Below are 17,407 nucleotides of genomic sequence, written 5' to 3' on the forward strand. Positions count from 1 at the left end.
AAGCACAACGGCGCCGCTCATCCGTCAGGTCGAAATGCCAGCCCGCCATTGGCGTACTTCGCGTTCATTTGCGGACCCGATTTTGTGACATCCCTGGCTTCGGGGCGCCGCATGACTGGCTCGCTTCGTTCCTTAAGGCATTTGTCCGCAGATCGACGCAGATGGCGGCTCGTCTTTTGGGGCACGGGTTCGATCGCGGCGCGAACGGCTGTCTGCTCTTTGTTCCCAAGGATAGCCTTCGAGTTCGGCGTGCTGGCCAACGCTGTCGCCGGTTCGCGCCTCGAATCCGCTACACCACGAAAGCACAACCGCATCTGCGTAAATCTGCGTTGATCTGCGGACCGTTTTCTTCGCCGAGCGAAGCCCGACAAGCACAACGGGGCCTAGCGAACGGTCGCCGCCTCCGGGATTGTCGTTTCCACGAGATCGAGGGCGAGCCCGGCCTTGGCCAGGCGCTCGCCCTCGCGATCCAGATCGGCCCGGGTGAGCGGGCGTTCAGCCAGCCAGTCGGCGTCGATCGAAACCGTCAGCGTGGCATCGCCGTGCGCGAGCGTCACCGGCGGTCGCGTGGCCGGATTGCGTCCGCGATGCAGGATCACGGCAATGCGTAGCGCCAGCACGATATCCCGGGTTCGAGTCTGCCAGGCGGACGGCAGCGCATCGATCAGCTCGGTACGCAGGCGTCCGCGGTGCAGTCGTACGATGGTCGCCAGCAGGTGCTGGTCCATCTGCGAGAAGCCGCGGATATCGGCGTTGTTGAGCAAATACTCGCCGTGCTTGTGATAGGCCCGGTGTGCCACGGCCAGGCCGATTTCGTGCAGCATCGCCGCCCAGCGCAGCACCCGGGCCGCCTCTGCCATCCCCGCCGGGAGCTGGTCGCCCTGGTGGCCCTGGTGGCCGGATCGCCAGAGCCGGGCCGCAGTTTCGGCCACGCGCCGGCCATGATCGCGGTCGATGACGAAACGATGCGCGGCATCGTCGACGCCGTCGTCGCGCGAGTCGTGCGCCGACAGACGGCCCAGCAGGTCGCTGATCACCCCTTCCCGCAGCGCCTTGTCCGAGACCTGCATGGCGGTGACGCCAAGGCTTTCGAATATGCCGACAAGCACTGCCAGACCACCGGCGAAGATCGCGCGGCGCTCGCTCGAGACCCCGTCCGGGGCCAGTTTGTCCACGGAGCCCGCCTTGCACAGACGCCGTGCGAGCTTGGCCAGCGCCTCGCTCGTGATCGTCGCCCCGGGCGTGTCCGCGCCGACCACGCGCGCGATCGACTTGATGCTGCCGGAGGCCCCCAGCGCCACCGACCAGCCCAGTTCGCGGTAATCGTACGCCAGCGGTTCCAGCGCCAGGCGCGCCTCCGTGACCGCTGCCTTCCACGTCGTCTTGTCGACACGCCCGTCGGCAAAGAAGCGCGTGGTGTGCGTGACCGCCCCGAGCGCCACGCTCTCCGCCCGACGCACCTGGGCACCACGACCGATCACCAATTCGGTCGAGCCGCCGCCGATATCCACCACGAGCCGCTGCGCATCGACGGCTTCCAGGTCTTCTGCCACCCCGGCGTAGATCAGGCGCGCCTCCTCGACCCCGTAGATGATCTCGATCGGATGCCCCAGCGCGGCCTCGGCGCGGGCGATGAATTCATCGGCGCCCCGGGCCTGGCGCAGGGTATTGGTCCCGACCACGCGCACCCGGGCCTCGTCAAGCTGGGCCAGTCGCTGGCCGAAGCGGGCCAGACAATCGAGCGCGCGCTGCTGGGTTGCCGCATCGATCCGGCCGTCTGCAGAAAGCCCACCCGCCAGTCGTACCGACTCCTTGATACGATCCAGTACGCGCCTCTGGCCCTGCTCGGCCCGGACGATAAGCATGTGAAAACTGTTGGAACCGAGGTCGACGGCGGCGACCGTGACGGGCAGATTCATACGGCGGGGCTTTTCAAGGCGCAGTTCATGCGACTATCTTAAGCAGCTTGGGCAGGGGTTGCGAGGGCACGGCTTGGGGAGCACGACAACAGAGGGCACAAGCCCGACAGCCATGGCGCTGGCCGGCCGGGCGGCGACACTGCCCCGCCTGCGCAGCTACCGCCTGCTCATGATCGCCGCCGTGGCTCTGGTGGCCAGCGGATGCGCCAGCCAGGGACTGCAACGGGGCCATTCCGACCTGAGCCGGACCGGTGGCGGCTCGAAGTATCGCGACAAAAACGAAAGCGCCGAATCCGACCCCGGTATGCGCGCCGGCGCGACGGCCAGGCTGGACGCGGCGCTGCACCGGGTCTATGAACGCTGGGCCGGCACGCCGTATCGTTACGGTGGCCAGAGCCGCAACGGCGTTGATTGTTCGAGCTTCGTGCGCCAGACGGTGGATCGGGTTGAGTCCTACGAACTGCCGCGTACCGCCGCGGCACAGGCCCAGGTCGGGATGTCGATCCCGCGCCGCAAACTCAAGGCCGGGGATCTGGTGTTCTTCAAGACCGGCGCCATATCGCATCATGTCGGCATCTACCTCGGCCGCGGGCGCTTCATGCATGCATCGAGCAGCCAGGGCGTAACCATCTCGCGCCTGGACAATGTGTACTGGCGCAATCACTACTGGCAAGCACGGCGCATTCCGGGCAATCGCCAGATGTGATCGCCGATCGCGGCGACACGCCGCGGCCCGTGTTCGGCACACCCTTCACGATAGCGCGCCCCGCTGCCCTGCGATGAACCAAAAAAAGCCCGCGACGGTAACCGTCGCGGGCCGATGATGACCAACGTCTCGATCCTTCGAGCCCTCATATCTGTTGCACGCGCCCCTGGTCGGACTGCGCCTGCTCGATCAGCCGATGGGCGACCGAACGACGCAGCATGTCCTGGGCCCGCTCGATGGCCCGGTCCAGGCCTTCATGGCGGATCTTGAACTGCTTGTGCGCGCGGGCCTTGAGCTCATCCACGCTCGGGAATTCCGGCAACTCGACCTCGGCCAGATAGGCCTCGGCCGCGCTCCATTTGTCGCGCGCATGGTTGCGCAGGTCGTCCATGACGTGGCTGCCTTCCCAGCGCTCACGGATATTCGCGCTGATGCGATCGGGCGAGAAGCCGGCCGCGATGTAGACCGCGCACTTGTCGATGATCTTCTGGGTGGGCGGCTTCTCGTTGGCGAGAATCGACTTCGGCGGCTGGCGCAGATCCCAGACCAGCCCCACCTTGGAGAGCGCGACCAGCATGTAGTAGGTCGGATCGAACTCCCACCAGAAGAAGCCGTTGCGGGCGGTGGCCGGATAATAGTGATGGTTGTTGTGCCAGCCCTCACCCAGGGAGATGATCGCCGCCAGCCAGTTGTTGCGCGAGTCGTCACCGGTCAGATAACGCTGGCGACCGAACATGTGGTCCAGCGAGTTGATCGTGAACGTGGCGTGATAGACCAGGATGGTCGACAGCAGGAAGCCCACCAGAAAGCCCGACCAGCCGCCGAGCAGCGTGCAGATCACGGCCGTGATGATGCCCGGCATGTACTGGTGGCGCTCGATCCAGCGCAACTCCGGATACTTGGAAAAATCCTTGATCAGGTCCATGTCGGGATTGGAACGCGCCTCGCGATAGACCCAGCCGATGTGGGCGTCGAAGAAGCCGTAGTGGCGCGGCGAATGCGCATCCTCGGGCTCGTCGGTATCGCGATGATGCTCGCGATGCTTGGCCGACCACCAGAGCGGGCCTTTTTGCATCGCGGTGGCGCCGAGAAACGCCAGAATGAACTGGAATACGCGGCTGGTCTTGTACCCGCGGTGCGAGAAATAGCGGTGATAGCCGGCGGTGATGCCGAACACGCGTGCCACGTAAAGGAAAACGCACAGCGACACCGATACCCAGGTGAAGCCGGTCCACCAGATACCGATCAGGCCCAGGTGCATGATCCCCATGGGCAGGAAGTTCCACCAATCGAAGTGGTCGTCCATGTGCTGGTTCTGGGGGAACCGCAACCGCTTGGTCTTTTCGCTCATTGCTTGGCGAGCCTCGTCAGAAATCGTCAGTCTTTTAGCCGCAGTGTACAAACGTGCACAGCGTGTCCGTGAGTATGCGCAGGTTGAGAATCGTTTTCAAGAACTCGCCCTCCTGTTCGTCCATGACACCGGTGCCGGGCCACGGATCGTCATGTGTCCGCGTCGGTTTCCAGGCCGGCGAAATCGAATAGCGCGCCATCGGCCATCTGCGACGGCGCGATTCGCGTCATCGACCGGAAGATGCGCTCGCTGCGCCCCGGGTCCTCGGCCTCCCAGCCTGCCAGCATGGCCTTGACGTTCTGCCGCGCCAGGTTCTCCTGCGAGCCGCACAGATTGCAGGGAATGATCGGGAACTGCTTGAGACGCGAATACTTCTCGATCTCGGCCTCGGCGCAGTACGCCAGCGGCCGGATCACGACGTTGTCGCCGTCGTCGGACTTCAGCTTCGGCGGCATGGCGGCCAGGCGCGCGCCATGAAACATGTTGAGAAACATGGTTTCCACGATGTCGTCGCGGTGATGGCCGAGCGCGATGCGGGTAAAGCCGTTCTCGCGCGCATAGCGATACAGGATGCCGCGGCGCAGACGCGAGCACAGCCCGCACATGGTGGCCCCGGGCGCGATCTTCTCCGTGACCACCGAGTAGGTGTCGCGCTCGATAATCTCGTAGTCGACGCCGAGCCCGGCCAGGTAATTCGGCAGGATATGCTCGGGAAAACCGGGCTGTTTCTGATCGAGGTTGACCGCCCGCAGGGTGAACGACACCGGAGCGACCTGCTGCAGATGAAGCAGCGTATCCAGCAGGGTATAGCTGTCCTTGCCGCCGGACAGGCAGACCATGATGCGCTCGCCGTCGCGGATCATGCCGTAATCGACGATCGCCTGGCCGGCCTGGCGACGCAGCCGCTTGGTCAGTTTTTCGGCCGCATTCGAACCGGGCGTCAGTCCGGTCGGGGCCCGGGTATCGAGAACGGGAATATCGCTCATGGCGCGCCGCGCGCTGGAAATGAATCGACGCTCATTGTACCGGCGTGTCGATCGGCGCCGCTACGCCCGGTCGGCGTGCGCCGGCAACGAACTCAGACACGCGCGACGAGCTGGGCCATCACGCGCCGCGCCTGGGCCGCATAACCGCCGCCGAACAGACGCGCGTGATTGAGCAGGTGATGCAGTTGATACAACGGCCGCCGGATCTCGCGATAGCCGGGCGATGCCGGCCAGGCCCCCCAGTAGGCTTCGTAGAAATCGGGGGAGAAGCCCCCGAACAATTCGGTGAGCGCCAGATCGGTCTCGCGATCGCCATAATAGACGGCCGGGTCGAAGATCACCGGCCGGCCGGCACGGTCGGCCCCGGCGTTGCCGCCCCAGAGGTCACCGTGCAGCAGCGAGGCCTCGGGTTTATGTCCGGCCAGCAGATCCGGCAGGACAGCCAGCAGCCGATCGCCCGCGCGCGCGAGTTCGGGATAATCCGGCGCGAGCGCGTCGAGCATCACGGCCAGGCGATTCTCGCGCCAGAACTCGGTCCAGTCGGCGTGGCGGGCATTGTGCTGGGTGTTCGGGCCGAGCGTGTTGTCGCGCTCCCAGCCGTGGCGCGTGGCCACGATGCCATGCATCTCGGCCAGCCCTTCGCCGAGCCGCGTCATCGAGGCTCGCGTCGGCCGCGCCAGTTCGAGATATTCGAGCACGATGAAGGCGGTATCACCGTTGGCCGCGACCGCGATCGGCTCGGGCACCCGCAGCAGGGTGGCCTGTCGCAGCTCCGACAGCCCGGCCGCCTCGGCCTGAAACATGGCGTGCCGGTCGGCCCGGTTGGTCTTGACGAAGAAACGGCGGTCGCCGTCGGAAACCACGTGTGCCTGGTTGATGTCGCCGCCGAGCGCCGTGCGGTGATCGACCACGGTGAACGGGCGTCCGGTGGCCGCGCCGATCGCGGATTCGATGACCGCCCAGTCGCTCATATCGTCTCACTCTCGGCCTCGAGGCCGAGCTGACCGCGCAGCCGCGGGCCCACGCCGTGTTCGTTGCACAGTTGTTGCAGCCGCGCCGTATCGGGCACCCGTCGGGCGATGTCGCGCTGCGCGGCATCGAGCGCGATATCGCGCACCACGGTGGCCAGGCGCCGCGACAGACGCGCCTGGTCGGCGTGTGCCTCGAGCCGCGTGGCCAGCGATTTTGCCCCGCGCAGGTCGGCCACGCGCACGGCGTCGATATCGGCCAGCAGGGTGTCGATATCGGCAAAGCGCGACAACAACGCCGCCGCTGTCTTGGCGCCGATGCCGGGCACGCCCGGGATGTTGTCGACCGTGTCGCCGACCAGGGCGAGATAATCGGGGATCGCAGCCGGCGCCACGCCGAAACGCGCGCGAACCGCCGACGCGTCGTAGCGGGTTTCGCGGGCGTAGTCCCAGAGGATATCGCCCGGACCGAGAATCTGGGCCAGATCCTTGTCCGAGGTCACCACCGTGACCGGTTCGTCGGCCGCGGCGGCCAGCGTGGCGATCAGATCATCGGCTTCGTACCGGGGGCTGGACAGGGTCGCCACGCCGAGCGCTTCGGTGATCGCCCGGCAGACGCCGATCTGACTCACCAGCTCCGCCGGCGGCTGTTCGCGGTTGGCCTTGTAATCGGCGAAGAACTCGTTGCGAAACGAATGGGTCAACGATTCGTCGAATGCGGCCGCGACGTATGCTTCGTCGGTGGCCGCGAGCAGCGCGGTCAGAAACCCGACATAGCCGTGCACGGCGTTCAGCGGGCGGCCATCGGCGCCGGTGATGGAGTCCGGTAGCGCATGGAACGCCCGGAAGATATAGACACTGGCGTCGATCAGCAGCATGTCGGTAGTGTACTGACCGACGCCCGGCCCGCGCCATGCGCTACCGGCATCCCATTCGGAGACGTTCTATGATTCGCACGATGTGGCGCGCGCTCGCCATGGCTGCCCTGATCGGCCTCACCAGCATGGCAAGCGCTGTTCAGGCCGATACCACCCTGACCTACGTGGGCGCCAGTGGCCAGTACAAGGTCTATATCACGCCCAAGGCCGTGCGCATCGACGGCGACGGCAGCGGCTGGCAGCTGTACAAACGCGGCGACCCGGCGATCATCTCGGTGTCGCCGAAGGATCAGACCTATACCCGGCTCGACAAGAACACGGCCAGCGAAATCCGCCATCAGATGAGTGCGTTGCGCGCCCGAATCGAAAATCGCCTGCAACAGCTGCCGCCGGATCAACGCCCGGCCGCCCGCGCGGCCATGGCCGAAAAAATACCCGGACTGAACGGCAAGCGGGAGTCCATCGGACTGGATCACACCGGGGCCACCGACAAGGTGGATGGCATTGCCTGCCAGGTCATCCAGATCGTGCGCGGCGGCCGACCGGCGCACAAGATGTGCGTGGCCAGCGCCGAGGCGCTGGGGCTGTCCGACGCTAGCTTCCGCACCGTGAAATCGATGTTCGCCTTGTTGCGCGAGATGCTCAGCGGCACCGGCCTGGAGGGCATCGGCCTGCCATATCGAAATCTTTCGGGCATGCCGATTCGCTTCCACGACAGTCTGTCCGGCGAACAACGCGCCCTCGCCGCGTTGAACCACAAGCCCATTGCCGCCAGCCGCCTCGCCATTCCCGGCAACTATGTCGAGAAAAAACCCGAGGCCGCGTCCGCCGGTCGTTAAAGCCACAGCGCAAACAATGAACGGCCCGGAATATCAATTCTCATTCAAAATGAATGAAAAGTATATTCTTATGCCCTCGCTATCTAACCGAAACTATGGTTAGACTTTAGCCACCGGTGCGTCACCGGCCACGGAGATACGGCCGCCCGCCGGCCGACATATAACAACACCATCGACGACTCGAACATGGGCCGAACAAGAATATGACCGTATCGATTGCTGTAGCGAAGGAGACGGCAGCGGGCGAAAAGCGCGTTGCCATGGTGCCCAAGATCGCCGCGAAGCTGACCAAGCTCGACGTGGCGCTCACCGTCGCCAAGGGCGCCGGCGAGGGAAGCCGCATTCCCGACGAATCCTACGACGAGCGCGTGACGCTGTCGGGGCGGGCCGACGAGATCTACACCGCCGATGTGGTGCTCGCGGTCAATGCGCCGGAAGTCAAACAAATCAACAAAATGAAGAAGGGGTCGGTGCTGATCAGCTTCGTCCAGGGGCACAACAACCCGGACGTGGTCGAAGCGTTGCAGAACAACGGCATCACCTGCTTCGCCATGGAACTGATCCCGCGCATCAGCCGGGCCCAGTCGATGGACGCGCTGTCCTCCCAGGCCAATGCCGCCGGCTACAAGGCGGCATTGATTGCCGCCAATGCGCTGGAACGCTTCCTGCCCATGCTGACCACGGCCGCCGGCACCATCCGGCCGGCCAAGGTGCTGGTCATCGGCGCGGGCGTGGCGGGCCTGCAGGCCATCGCCACCGCCGGGCGGCTCGGCGCCAAGGTGTATGGCTATGATGTGCGCACCGATACCAAGGAACAGGTCGAATCGCTCGGCGCCGAATTCCTGGTGGCCGAGGGCGTGAAAGCCGAGGCCGACGGCGGCTATGCGCGCGAGCTGACCGACGACGAGAAAGCCCAACAGCAACAGATGCTGGTCGACAACATGGCCGACGCCGACGCCGTGATCACCACGGCCGCCGTACCGGGCAAGCCGGCGCCCAGGATCGTGTCCAGGGCCATGGTCGAGGCCATGAAGCCCGGCGCCGTGCTGGTCGATCTGGCGGCGGCCGGCGGCGGCAACTGCGAGCTGACGAAACCCGACGAGATCGTCACCCACGGCGCGGTCACCATCCACGGTCCGTCCAACGTACCGTCCCTGCTGGCCGAGCACGCGAGCGAAATGTATGCCCAGAACGTGTTCAACTTCCTGCAGCTGATCGTGGTCGAGGAAGAAGGCCAGGAGGACGCCAAGCCGGGCGAGAAGAAACACAAGCTCGCCTTCGACTGGGAGGACGAGATCCTGGCCAAGTCGGTGCTGACCCGCGACGGTGAACTGGTCAACGAGGCGGTCAAGGCCGCGCTCGGCGCCGCCAGTGACGCGCGCAACGCCAAACAGAAAACTTAGATTCGAGACGGCATTCGGGGAGAGAGAATCATGATTACGGGTTTTGTGGCGCTGTATATCTTCATGCTGGCCGCTTTCACCGGCTACGAGATCATCGGCCGTGTACCCAGCATCCTGCACACGCCGCTGATGTCGGGCTCGAACTTCGTGCACGGCATCGTGCTGGTCGGCGCGATGGTCGCGCTCGGCAACGCCGACGGTTTCTGGGAGACGCTAATCGGCTTCGTGGGCACGATGCTGGCCGCGGGCAACGCGGTGGGCGGTTATGTCGTGACCGAGCGCATGCTCGAAATGTTCAAGTCCTCCAAGGACTGATCCGAGAACAACCACGATAAAAGGGGTCACCTATGGGTTTCTGGGGCTTTCTCGTCAACGCGAGTTATTTCGTCGCCGCGGTACTGTTCATCTATGGCCTGAAGCAGATGGGCTCGCCGCGCACCGCGCGCAACGGCATCAAGGTCGCCGGCGCCGGCATGCTGGTGGCGACCCTCTTCACCTTCTTCCATCCGGCCATCCACGCGGGCGCCTGGCACTACATCCTCATGATCGTGGCCATCGCCATCGGCGGCTCGGCGGCCTGGATCTCCGGCAAACGCGTGCAGATGACGGCCATGCCGCAGATGGTCGCGCTGTACAACGGCATGGGCGGCGGCGCGGCCGCGGCCATCGCGCTGGTGGAGATGTATTCGCACGAGGCGTTTTCGGCCGGTTTCGCGCTGATCATCATGGCCGTGGTGGGCGCGCTCATCGGCGGCGTGTCGTTCGCCGGCTCGCTGATCGCCTGGGCCAAGCTGGAAGGCAAGCTGACCCGTGCGTTCCGCATCCCGGGCCAGCAGATCGCGACGCTGGCGCTGGCCGTGCTGATCGTGATCTTCGGCTGGGCGATCGTGGCGTCGAATTTCTCGGCGCCGGTGCTGGTCACGCTGTTCTTCTTCATGAGTCTGGCCTTCGGCGTGTTGCTGACAATCCCGATCGGCGGCGCCGACATGCCGGTCGTGATCTCGATGTACAACGCCTTCACGGGTCTCGCCGTGGCCTTCGAAGGGTATGTCATCGACAACCCGGCGATGATCATCGCCGGCATGGTGGTGGGCGCGGCCGGTTCGCTGCTGACCTATCTCATGGCCAAGGGCATGAACCGCTCGCTGACCAACGTCCTGTTCGCCGGCTTCGGCGTGGACGAAGGCAGTCAGGCCGAAGACCCCGAGGGCGAAATGAAGTCGGTCGAGGCCTTCGACGCCGCGGCGTCGATGGCCTATGCCGATAGCCTGATCATCGTTCCCGGCTACGGTCTCGCGGTCGCGCAGGCCCAGCACAAGCTCTGGGAGTTCGTGCAGGCACTGCAGAAGGAACACGGCGTGGATGTGAAGTTCGCCATCCACCCGGTGGCGGGTCGCATGCCCGGGCACATGAACGTGCTGCTGGCCGAGGCCGGCGTGCCCTACGACCTGATCTACGACCTGGAAGAAATCAACCCGGAATTCGGCGCGGCCGACGCCGCGCTCGTGATCGGCGCCAACGACGTGGTCAACCCGGCCGCCAAGGAGGACAAGGGCAGCCCCATCTACGGCATGCCGATCCTCAACGTCGATGCCGCGCGCGAGGTGTACGTGATCAAGCGCGGCAAGGGAACGGGCTTTTCCGGCGTGACCAACCATCTGTTCTTCGGCGAAAACACCCGCATGGTGTTCGGCGACGCCAAGCAGGTTTGTGCCGATCTGACCAGCGGGCTCAAACAGATCTAGTCGCGCTCCGGCCGTCGAATCGTGCTCGCAAGCCGCCCATCCGGGCGGCTTTTTTCATGTCCCGATGCAGCCATCGACGATCGGCCGTATCCTCGACGGTCATGCATGAGCTCGCCCCACTCATCGCCCGCCTGCAGCGCCATCGCGCGCGGCGCAATCCGTTGCGTCGGCGACTCAAGCGCGCCGCGGTGGCCGCACTGCTGCGCGATTCGCGCCAGGGCGTCGAAGTCCTGGTGGTCGAACGCGCGCATCGCCCGGGCGATCCCTGGTCCGGCGACATGGCCCTGCCCGGCGGGCGCATCGAGGCCGTCGACGAAGCCAGCGCGTCGCGCGCGGCCTGTCGCGAAACCGCCGAGGAAATTGGCGTGGCGATCGATCGATCACTCGGCATCGGCAGGCTCCGCGACCAGCTCACACTCGATCATCGTCGGCGTCGACCAATGGTGATATCGCCGTTCGTTTATCGCTGGCCGCGCGATGCGACGATCACGCCGAACGCCGAAATCGCCGACTGGACCTGGGTACCGCTGGCCTGGCTCGACGAGCCCGCGAATCGGGGGCAGTTCACCTGGCGTGTTCGCGGCGTGCCCAAGTCGATGCCCTGCTACGACTGCGGCGATGGTCGCCGGATCTGGGGGCTGACCCTGCGCATGCTCGACGAGCTGCGCCGCGCCGGCCCCGGGGGGCGCGAATGACGGCATCAAAACTGTCCGCCCGCGTCACATACCGTATCGCCGCATCAGGCGCTGCGGCCACGGCCATGGCATCGAATACACAACAAATTGTGCACAAATCCACAGTGTTGCCTTCTTGTCGCAAACCCACGCGCCGCGCATGAGCCGCGCAAAATACGATCGCAAGCATCTGATTAAATTATATTTTAATAAAAAAAATCATGATGGAGGCAATATTGGCTTGTTCCCATGAGTGAACCGTCCCGATTTCATCCACGTACTTATCCACAGGCGCCAGAGCGTTGAGCGAGCAGGCTTACCCCGTTGTTCGAGTGGCCGTCCCCGTGCCGCTTTACGGCACTTTCGACTACCTTATCGCGCCGGATGCGGCGGTGTCGGTGGGCGCGCGTGTCCAGGTTCGCTTCGGGCGCCGACCGCTGGTGGGCGTGATCGTGGCCGTCGATGTGGCAAGCCAGGTCACGGTGGACAAGCTCAAACCCGTGTTGCGGGTGCTGGACGACACCCCCTTGTTCGACGACGCGCTGCTCAAGCTGCTGCGCTGGACCGCCCGTTATTATCACCACCCGCTCGGCGATACGCTGGCCACCGCGTTGCCGGCGGCCCTGCGGCGGACCGGGAGCGCTGCCGACAACGATAGTACCCGCAATCGCGGCTGGCAGGCCGTGGCCGAGCCGCCGGCCGATGCCGAGACCACACTCACGCGTGCGCCACGCCAGCAAGAGCTGCTCACTGTGATTCGCGCGGCCGATAACGCCGTGGCCCACAGCACATTGCTGGCCCGCTTTCCCGGCGCCGGGCGGCCACTGCAGGCGCTGGCCGAGCGCGGCCTGATCGAGGCCATCGAGCTGCCGGGCGGGCTGGAGACCGGCAGCGCCGGCTCCCCGCCGCCGCTGACCGCCGACCAACAGGCGGTGGTGGATCGGCTGCGCGAGGCCGACGGCTTTGCGCCGGCGTTGATCGAAGGCGTGACCGGCTCCGGCAAGACCGAGATCTATTTCCAGCGCATGGCCGACACCCTGGCCACCGGCCGCCAGGTGCTGTTTCTGGCGCCGGAGATCGGTCTCACGCCGCAGCTCATCGATCGTCTGCGCGCGCGCTTCGCCGCGGCCATCGGCGTGCTGCATTCCCAGCGCAGTGACGGCGAACGGGCCGATGTCTGGCGCGCGGCCGCGGCCGGCGAGGCCGATATCGTGATCGGGACGCGCTCGGCCGTGTTCACGCCGATGCCGCGGCTCGGCCTGATCATCGTGGACGAAGAGCACGACGGCTCCTACAAGCAGGGCGATGGCCTGCGCTACCACGCCCGCGATGTGGCCTTGAAGCGCGCCCAGGACGCCGCTATTCCGGTTCTACTGGGCAGCGCCACGCCCGCGCTGGAAACCCTGCACAACGCCCGCGCCGGGCGCTTCGACCATCTCCGGCTGGCCCGGCGCGCCACCGGTGCAGCCCTGCCGGCGATCCGGCTGATCGACATCCGCTCGCGTCCGCTCGACGGTGGCCTGTCCGACCCGTTGATCAACCGCATCCGGCCGCACCTGGAGGCCGGCAACCAGGTGATGATCTTCATCAACCGGCGCGGCTTCGCCCCGGCCCTGCTCTGCCACGACTGCGGCTGGAGCGCGCCCTGTCATCGCTGCGATGCGCCGATGACCATCCACGGCGCGATGAGCCGGCTGATCTGTCACCACTGCGGCAGCGCCGAAAATGCGCCGACCACCTGCCCATCGTGCGGCAGCGAGACACTGGTCGCACTCGGCGCCGGCACCCAGCGCGTCGCGGGCGCGCTGCGCAGTCATTTCCCCGACGTTTCCATCGCCCGCTTCGACCGCGACAGCATGAGCCGCCGCGGCCGGCTCGAAGCCCAACTCGCCGATGTCGCCAACGGCAAGACACAACTGCTGGTCGGTACCCAGATGCTGGCCAAGGGCCACGATTTCGCGCGTCTGACCTGTGTCGGCGTCCTCGATGTCGACGGCGGCCTGTTCTCGGCCGATTTCCGCGCCACCGAGCACATGGCCCAGGTCGTCACCCAGGTTGCCGGTCGTGCCGGCCGTGCCGACCGGCCGGGGGAAGTCTGGCTGCAGACGCGCAATCCCGAACACCCGATGCTGATACGCCTGCTGGGCGGCGGCTATCCGGGCTTCGCCGAGGCCGCCCTGGCCGAACGCGAGGCCACCGCGCTGCCGCCCTACGGCCATCTCGCCCTGCTGCGTGCCGAGGCGCACGAGCAGCAATACCCCCACGCCTTTCTGGCGGCGGCCGCTGAAACGGTCCCCATGGGTGGCGAGCTGGCGTGCTGGGGGCCGGTGCCGGCCCCCATGGCCCGGCGTGCCGGCCGCTACCGCGCGCATCTGCTGCTGCATGCGGCGCGTCGGGCCCTGCTGCATCCCGTGCTCGACCGCTGGCAGAGCCAGCTGGCCGAGCTGCCGGCCGCCCGGCGCGTGCGCTGGTCGATCGATGTCGATCCGCAGGATCTGCTCTAGCCGCCGCTATTCTTTTTGTGTTTCGGTCGTCGAAGAAAACTGTCCGCAGATCGACGCAGATGCACGCAGATACGGTTGTACTTTCGCGGCGTAGCGGATTCGAGGCGCGAACCGGCGACGGCGTCGCATGGGCTCAAAGTGAACAAGCCTGGCGGAGAACAAAGCGCGTACAGCCGTTTGCGCCACGATCGAACCAGTGCCGCAAATGACTCACCGCCATCTGCATAATCTGCGTAATCTGCGGACAAATGCCTTCAGGAACGAAGACAAAGGTCACGCGGAGCCCGAAACCAGGCCGGTCGCGAACCGGTCCGCAAATGAACGCGAAGTACGCCAATGGCGGGCTGGCATTTCGACCTGACGGATGAGCGGCGCCGTTGTGCTTTTCGGGCTTCGTTTGGCGAAGAAAACGGTCCGCAGATCAACGCAGATGCACGCAGATTCGGTTTTGCTTTCGCGGCGTAGCGGATTCGAGGCGCGAACCGGCGACGGCATCGGATGGGCGCAAAGTGGAACAAGCCCCGCGGAGAACAAAGCGCAGGCAGCCGTTCGCGCCACGATCGAACCAGTGCCCCCAAATGACTCACCGCCATCTGCGTGAATCTGTGTCGATCTGCGGACAAATGCCTTAAGGAACGAAGAGACAGGTCAGGCGGCGCACCGAAACCAAGGAGGCCGAGAACCCAATCCGCCATTTGCGCTTTTTGCGTTGATTTGCGGACTGAAAACGTGAAATGCCAACGAACCAGCGGCGACCGGCGCGACCCGGGCCTGAGCCGCGTGCCGAGGCTGCGATCCAGTTTACTCGGGGCTGAAACATGGCCCGCGCCACCGGGCGGCGTTAGACTGCACGGTTTTCACCCGACCCTCTGCGTTGTTCTCGCCGTGAAAGCACTAGTCCAAGATCTGCTCGTCGACGCCGCCACCCGCGCCTGGCCCGATATCGACATCCCGGCGGATCCCCACGTCGAGCGCACGCGCGACGCCGCGCACGGCGATTTCGCCTCCAACCTGGCCATGCAGCTGACCAAGGCGGCACGCCGCAATCCGCGCGAGATCGCCCAGGCGATCGTGGATCAGCTCGGCGGCGACGAACGCATCGCCAAGGTCGAGATCGCCGGGCCCGGCTTCATCAACTTCTTCCTGGCGCCGGCGGCTTTCCGATCGGTGATCGACGATGTGCTGGCGGCCGGCGAGGCCTACGGCCGCTCGGATGAAGGCCAGGGCCGCAAGGTGCTGATCGAGTTCGTCTCGGCCAATCCGACCGGGCCGCTGCACGTCGGCCATGGCCGCCAGGCCGCGATCGGCGATTGTCTGGCCCGGCTCTACGAGGCGATCGGCTGGAACGTCACCCGCGAGTTCTACTACAACGACGCCGGCAACCAGATCGAGATGCTGGCGAAATCGGTCGCCGCGCGTTGCGCCGGGCTCACCCCCGAGGACGCCGACTGGCCGGAAGGCGGATATCGCGGCGAGTATCTGTCGGATCTGGCGAGCGCCTATCTCGAAGGCGCCACCGTGGTCGCCGACGATCGCGAAGTCACCGGCGCGGCCGACCCGAACGACATGCAGGCCATTCGCGAATTCGCGGTGGCCTATCTGCGCCGCGAACAGGACGAGGACCTGCGCGCCTTCGGCGTCGTATTCGACAACTATGCGCTGGAATCGGCCCTGTATGCCGACGGCCGGGTCGAACAGACGGTTGCCGCGCTGGTCGCCGCCGGGCACAGCTACGAGGCCGATGGCGCGCTGTGGCTCAAGACCACCGACTACGGCGACGACAAGGATCGCGTCATGCGCAAGGCCGGGGGCGGTTACACCTACTTCGTGCCGGATGTCGCCTATCACCGCGCCAAGTGGGAGCGCGGCTTCACCCACGCCATCAACGTCCAGGGCGCCGACCACCACGGCACCATCGCTCGTGTTCGCGCCGGCTTGCAGGCGTTGGATGTCGGCATTCCGGAAGGCTGGCCGGCGTACGTGCTGCACCAGATGGTTACCGTCATGCGCGGCGGCGAGGAAGTGAAACTGTCCAAGCGCGCCGGTTCCTACGTGACGGTGCGCGATCTCATCGACGAGGTCGGCCGCGATGCGACGCGTTATTTCCTGGTCGCGCGCAAGTCGGACTCGCATCTGACCTTCGATATCGACCTGGCCCGCAGCCAGTCGGAGGACAACCCGGTCTACTACATCCAGTACGCCCACGCGCGCATCGCCAGCGTGTTTCGTCAGCTCGACGAACAGGGCCTGGCGTATGATCGCGATTCGGCGGACATGGCACGTCTGGATTCGGAACACGAGCAGCGCCTGATCACGGCCTTGTCGCGCTTTCCGGAAGTGGTGACCGCCGCGGCCGCGGACTCGGCCGTGCAAAGCGTCGCGCATTATCTGCGGGATACCGCCGACGCATTTCACAGCTACTACAATGCGCAGAAATTCGTTATCGATGATGAGCCGTTACGCAACGCCCGCCTGACCCTGATCTCGGCCGCACGTCAGGTGCTGGCGAACGGTCTCGCGCTGCTGGGTGTATCAGCACCGGACCGGATGTAACGCAGTCTGCTTCGATCGAGAAGGTGTGGCAAATGGCCCGCGACTACTCTTCGCGCCGTAACAATCCGCCGGACAAGAACGGCAAGCGCAAGCCCGCCAAGCGGCCGACACCCGCCGCGCGCCCGGTACGCTCGAAGCCGAAGACCCCGCCGCGTAAAAAGGCCGGCGGCAGTGGCGGCGGCGCAGCGAACCGTGGCGCAGGCGCTACGGGCTGTATCTGGCTTTTGTGCGCTCTGTTACTCGGGGTGGTGGGCGTATCGGTCTATTACATCGCCAGCCGGCCGGCCGGCCACGGCCCGGAAAGCGTGAACGTCGAGCTCCCCGACAATCAGTCCGGCGCGAGTTCGGGCAACAACGCCCGAAGCGCAAACCGGGCTTCGAGCAGCGGCGCGGACAAGTCCGGGGCAGCGTCCGCGGAGCAAAAACAGAACCACCCGCGGTTCTCGTTCTACAAGATGTTGCCGAACTACAAGGTGGAAGTGCCGGCCGGACAGCAAGCCCAGCAGCCGTTCACCGACAACAAAGAGCCGCACGAAGTCGAACCGTCCGCCAATACACCGGCGCCCAGCGCGCCGAGCCATCCCACCAACCACTCCAATGACACTGCGCACGCGTCGACACCATCGAAGCCGGGCCCGGCGGGCCCGGGTTACGTCATCCAGGCCGGCGCCTTCTCCACCGAGAAAGATGCCGATCACCGCAAGGCCCAACTCGCCCTGCTCGGCGTGACCGCCGATATCGTCGATGTCCGGACCTCGTCGGGCAAAACGGTCTACCGGGTGCAGAGCAACACGCTCGAATCCAGCAATACCGCGCACTCGCTCGCCCAGCGGCTGCAATCGCACGGCATTGAGACCATGGTGCGGCAAACGCACTGACCC

The 17,407-nt window shown here is 65.7% G+C and carries 15 protein-coding genes; 10 read left to right on the forward strand and 5 right to left on the reverse strand.

The window, feature by feature from the left end; genetic code table 11:
* On the forward strand, positions 1 to 333 hold a 333-nt coding region (locus tag ACS8YF_RS07220; RefSeq protein ID WP_440849542.1), incomplete at its 5' end, for a hypothetical protein.
* A gap of 50 nt (positions 334 to 383) precedes the next feature.
* On the opposite strand, the gene ACS8YF_RS07225 is transcribed toward ACS8YF_RS07220, so the two are convergent.
* Positions 384 to 1,919 (reverse strand): Ppx/GppA phosphatase family protein, encoded by a 1,536-nt coding sequence (locus ACS8YF_RS07225; protein WP_440849543.1) that lies wholly within the window; start codon positions 1,917 to 1,919, stop codon positions 384 to 386.
* Between the two features lie 112 nt (positions 1,920 to 2,031).
* Between ACS8YF_RS07225 and ACS8YF_RS07230 the strand changes: the two genes are divergently transcribed.
* A complete protein-coding gene (locus ACS8YF_RS07230; protein ID WP_440849544.1) occupies positions 2,032 to 2,625 on the forward strand; it encodes a C40 family peptidase in 594 nt (197 codons plus the stop codon).
* A gap of 145 nt (positions 2,626 to 2,770) precedes the next feature.
* Here ACS8YF_RS07230 and ACS8YF_RS07235 read toward each other — a convergent pair whose 3' ends face one another.
* From ACS8YF_RS07235 to ACS8YF_RS07250, 4 genes are all read right to left on the reverse strand, one after another.
* Positions 2,771 to 3,976, reverse strand: coding sequence for an acyl-CoA desaturase (locus tag ACS8YF_RS07235; protein WP_440849545.1), 1,206 nt, complete (start codon positions 3,974 to 3,976; stop codon positions 2,771 to 2,773).
* 149 nt (positions 3,977 to 4,125) lie between these two features.
* The gene (ttcA, locus tag ACS8YF_RS07240; protein ID WP_440849546.1) at positions 4,126 to 4,962 is read right to left on the reverse strand and encodes a tRNA 2-thiocytidine(32) synthetase TtcA; all 837 of its coding nucleotides are present in this window, start codon (positions 4,960 to 4,962) and stop codon (positions 4,126 to 4,128) included.
* Positions 4,963 to 5,054: 92 nt separating this feature from the next.
* Positions 5,055 to 5,933: a fructosamine kinase family protein gene (locus tag ACS8YF_RS07245; RefSeq protein WP_440849547.1), complete on the reverse strand. Its 879-nt coding sequence runs from the start codon at positions 5,931 to 5,933 to the stop codon at positions 5,055 to 5,057.
* The gene (locus ACS8YF_RS07250; protein WP_440849548.1) at positions 5,930 to 6,808 is read right to left on the reverse strand and encodes a 5'-3' exonuclease; all 879 of its coding nucleotides are present in this window, start codon (positions 6,806 to 6,808) and stop codon (positions 5,930 to 5,932) included. Before ACS8YF_RS07250 ends, ACS8YF_RS07245 begins: the two co-directional genes overlap by 4 nt.
* A 68-nt stretch (positions 6,809 to 6,876) precedes the next feature.
* Here ACS8YF_RS07250 and ACS8YF_RS07255 point away from each other — a divergent pair, with 68 nt between their 5' ends.
* The 8 genes from ACS8YF_RS07255 to ACS8YF_RS07290 all read left to right on the forward strand — a co-directional run bounded on the left by ACS8YF_RS07255 (position 6,877) and on the right by ACS8YF_RS07290 (position 17,404).
* Complete coding sequence (locus ACS8YF_RS07255) at positions 6,877 to 7,647, forward strand: hypothetical protein (protein ID WP_440849549.1); 771 nt, start codon at positions 6,877 to 6,879, stop codon at positions 7,645 to 7,647.
* Between the two features lie 203 nt (positions 7,648 to 7,850).
* Positions 7,851 to 9,050 carry an NAD(P) transhydrogenase subunit alpha gene (locus ACS8YF_RS07260; RefSeq protein ID WP_440849550.1) on the forward strand — a complete coding sequence of 400 codons (1,200 nt, stop codon included), beginning with the start codon at positions 7,851 to 7,853 and terminating at the stop codon, positions 9,048 to 9,050.
* 30 nt (positions 9,051 to 9,080) lie between these two features.
* On the forward strand, positions 9,081 to 9,365 hold the full coding sequence (locus ACS8YF_RS07265; protein ID WP_109992807.1) for an NAD(P) transhydrogenase subunit alpha: 285 nt from the start codon (positions 9,081 to 9,083) through the stop codon (positions 9,363 to 9,365).
* Between the two features lie 32 nt (positions 9,366 to 9,397).
* Positions 9,398 to 10,795, forward strand: coding sequence for an NAD(P)(+) transhydrogenase (Re/Si-specific) subunit beta (locus tag ACS8YF_RS07270; RefSeq protein WP_440849551.1), 1,398 nt, complete (start codon positions 9,398 to 9,400; stop codon positions 10,793 to 10,795).
* A 101-nt stretch (positions 10,796 to 10,896) separates the two neighbouring features.
* The gene (locus ACS8YF_RS07275; RefSeq protein ID WP_440849552.1) at positions 10,897 to 11,490 is read left to right on the forward strand and encodes an NUDIX hydrolase; all 594 of its coding nucleotides are present in this window, start codon (positions 10,897 to 10,899) and stop codon (positions 11,488 to 11,490) included.
* 281 nt (positions 11,491 to 11,771) lie between these two features.
* The gene (locus ACS8YF_RS07280) at positions 11,772 to 13,973 is read left to right on the forward strand and encodes a primosomal protein N' (protein WP_440849553.1); all 2,202 of its coding nucleotides are present in this window, start codon (positions 11,772 to 11,774) and stop codon (positions 13,971 to 13,973) included.
* An 885-nt stretch (positions 13,974 to 14,858) separates the two neighbouring features.
* On the forward strand, positions 14,859 to 16,526 hold the full coding sequence (argS, locus tag ACS8YF_RS07285; protein ID WP_440849554.1) for an arginine--tRNA ligase: 1,668 nt from the start codon (positions 14,859 to 14,861) through the stop codon (positions 16,524 to 16,526).
* A gap of 32 nt (positions 16,527 to 16,558) precedes the next feature.
* Positions 16,559 to 17,404 carry an SPOR domain-containing protein gene (locus tag ACS8YF_RS07290; protein ID WP_440849555.1) on the forward strand — a complete coding sequence of 282 codons (846 nt, stop codon included), beginning with the start codon at positions 16,559 to 16,561 and terminating at the stop codon, positions 17,402 to 17,404.
* Positions 17,405 to 17,407: the final 3 nt, after the last annotated feature.

It is taken from the genome of Salinisphaera sp. SWV1 (assembly GCF_052044155.1).
Lineage (GTDB): Bacteria > Pseudomonadota > Gammaproteobacteria > Nevskiales > Salinisphaeraceae > Salinisphaera.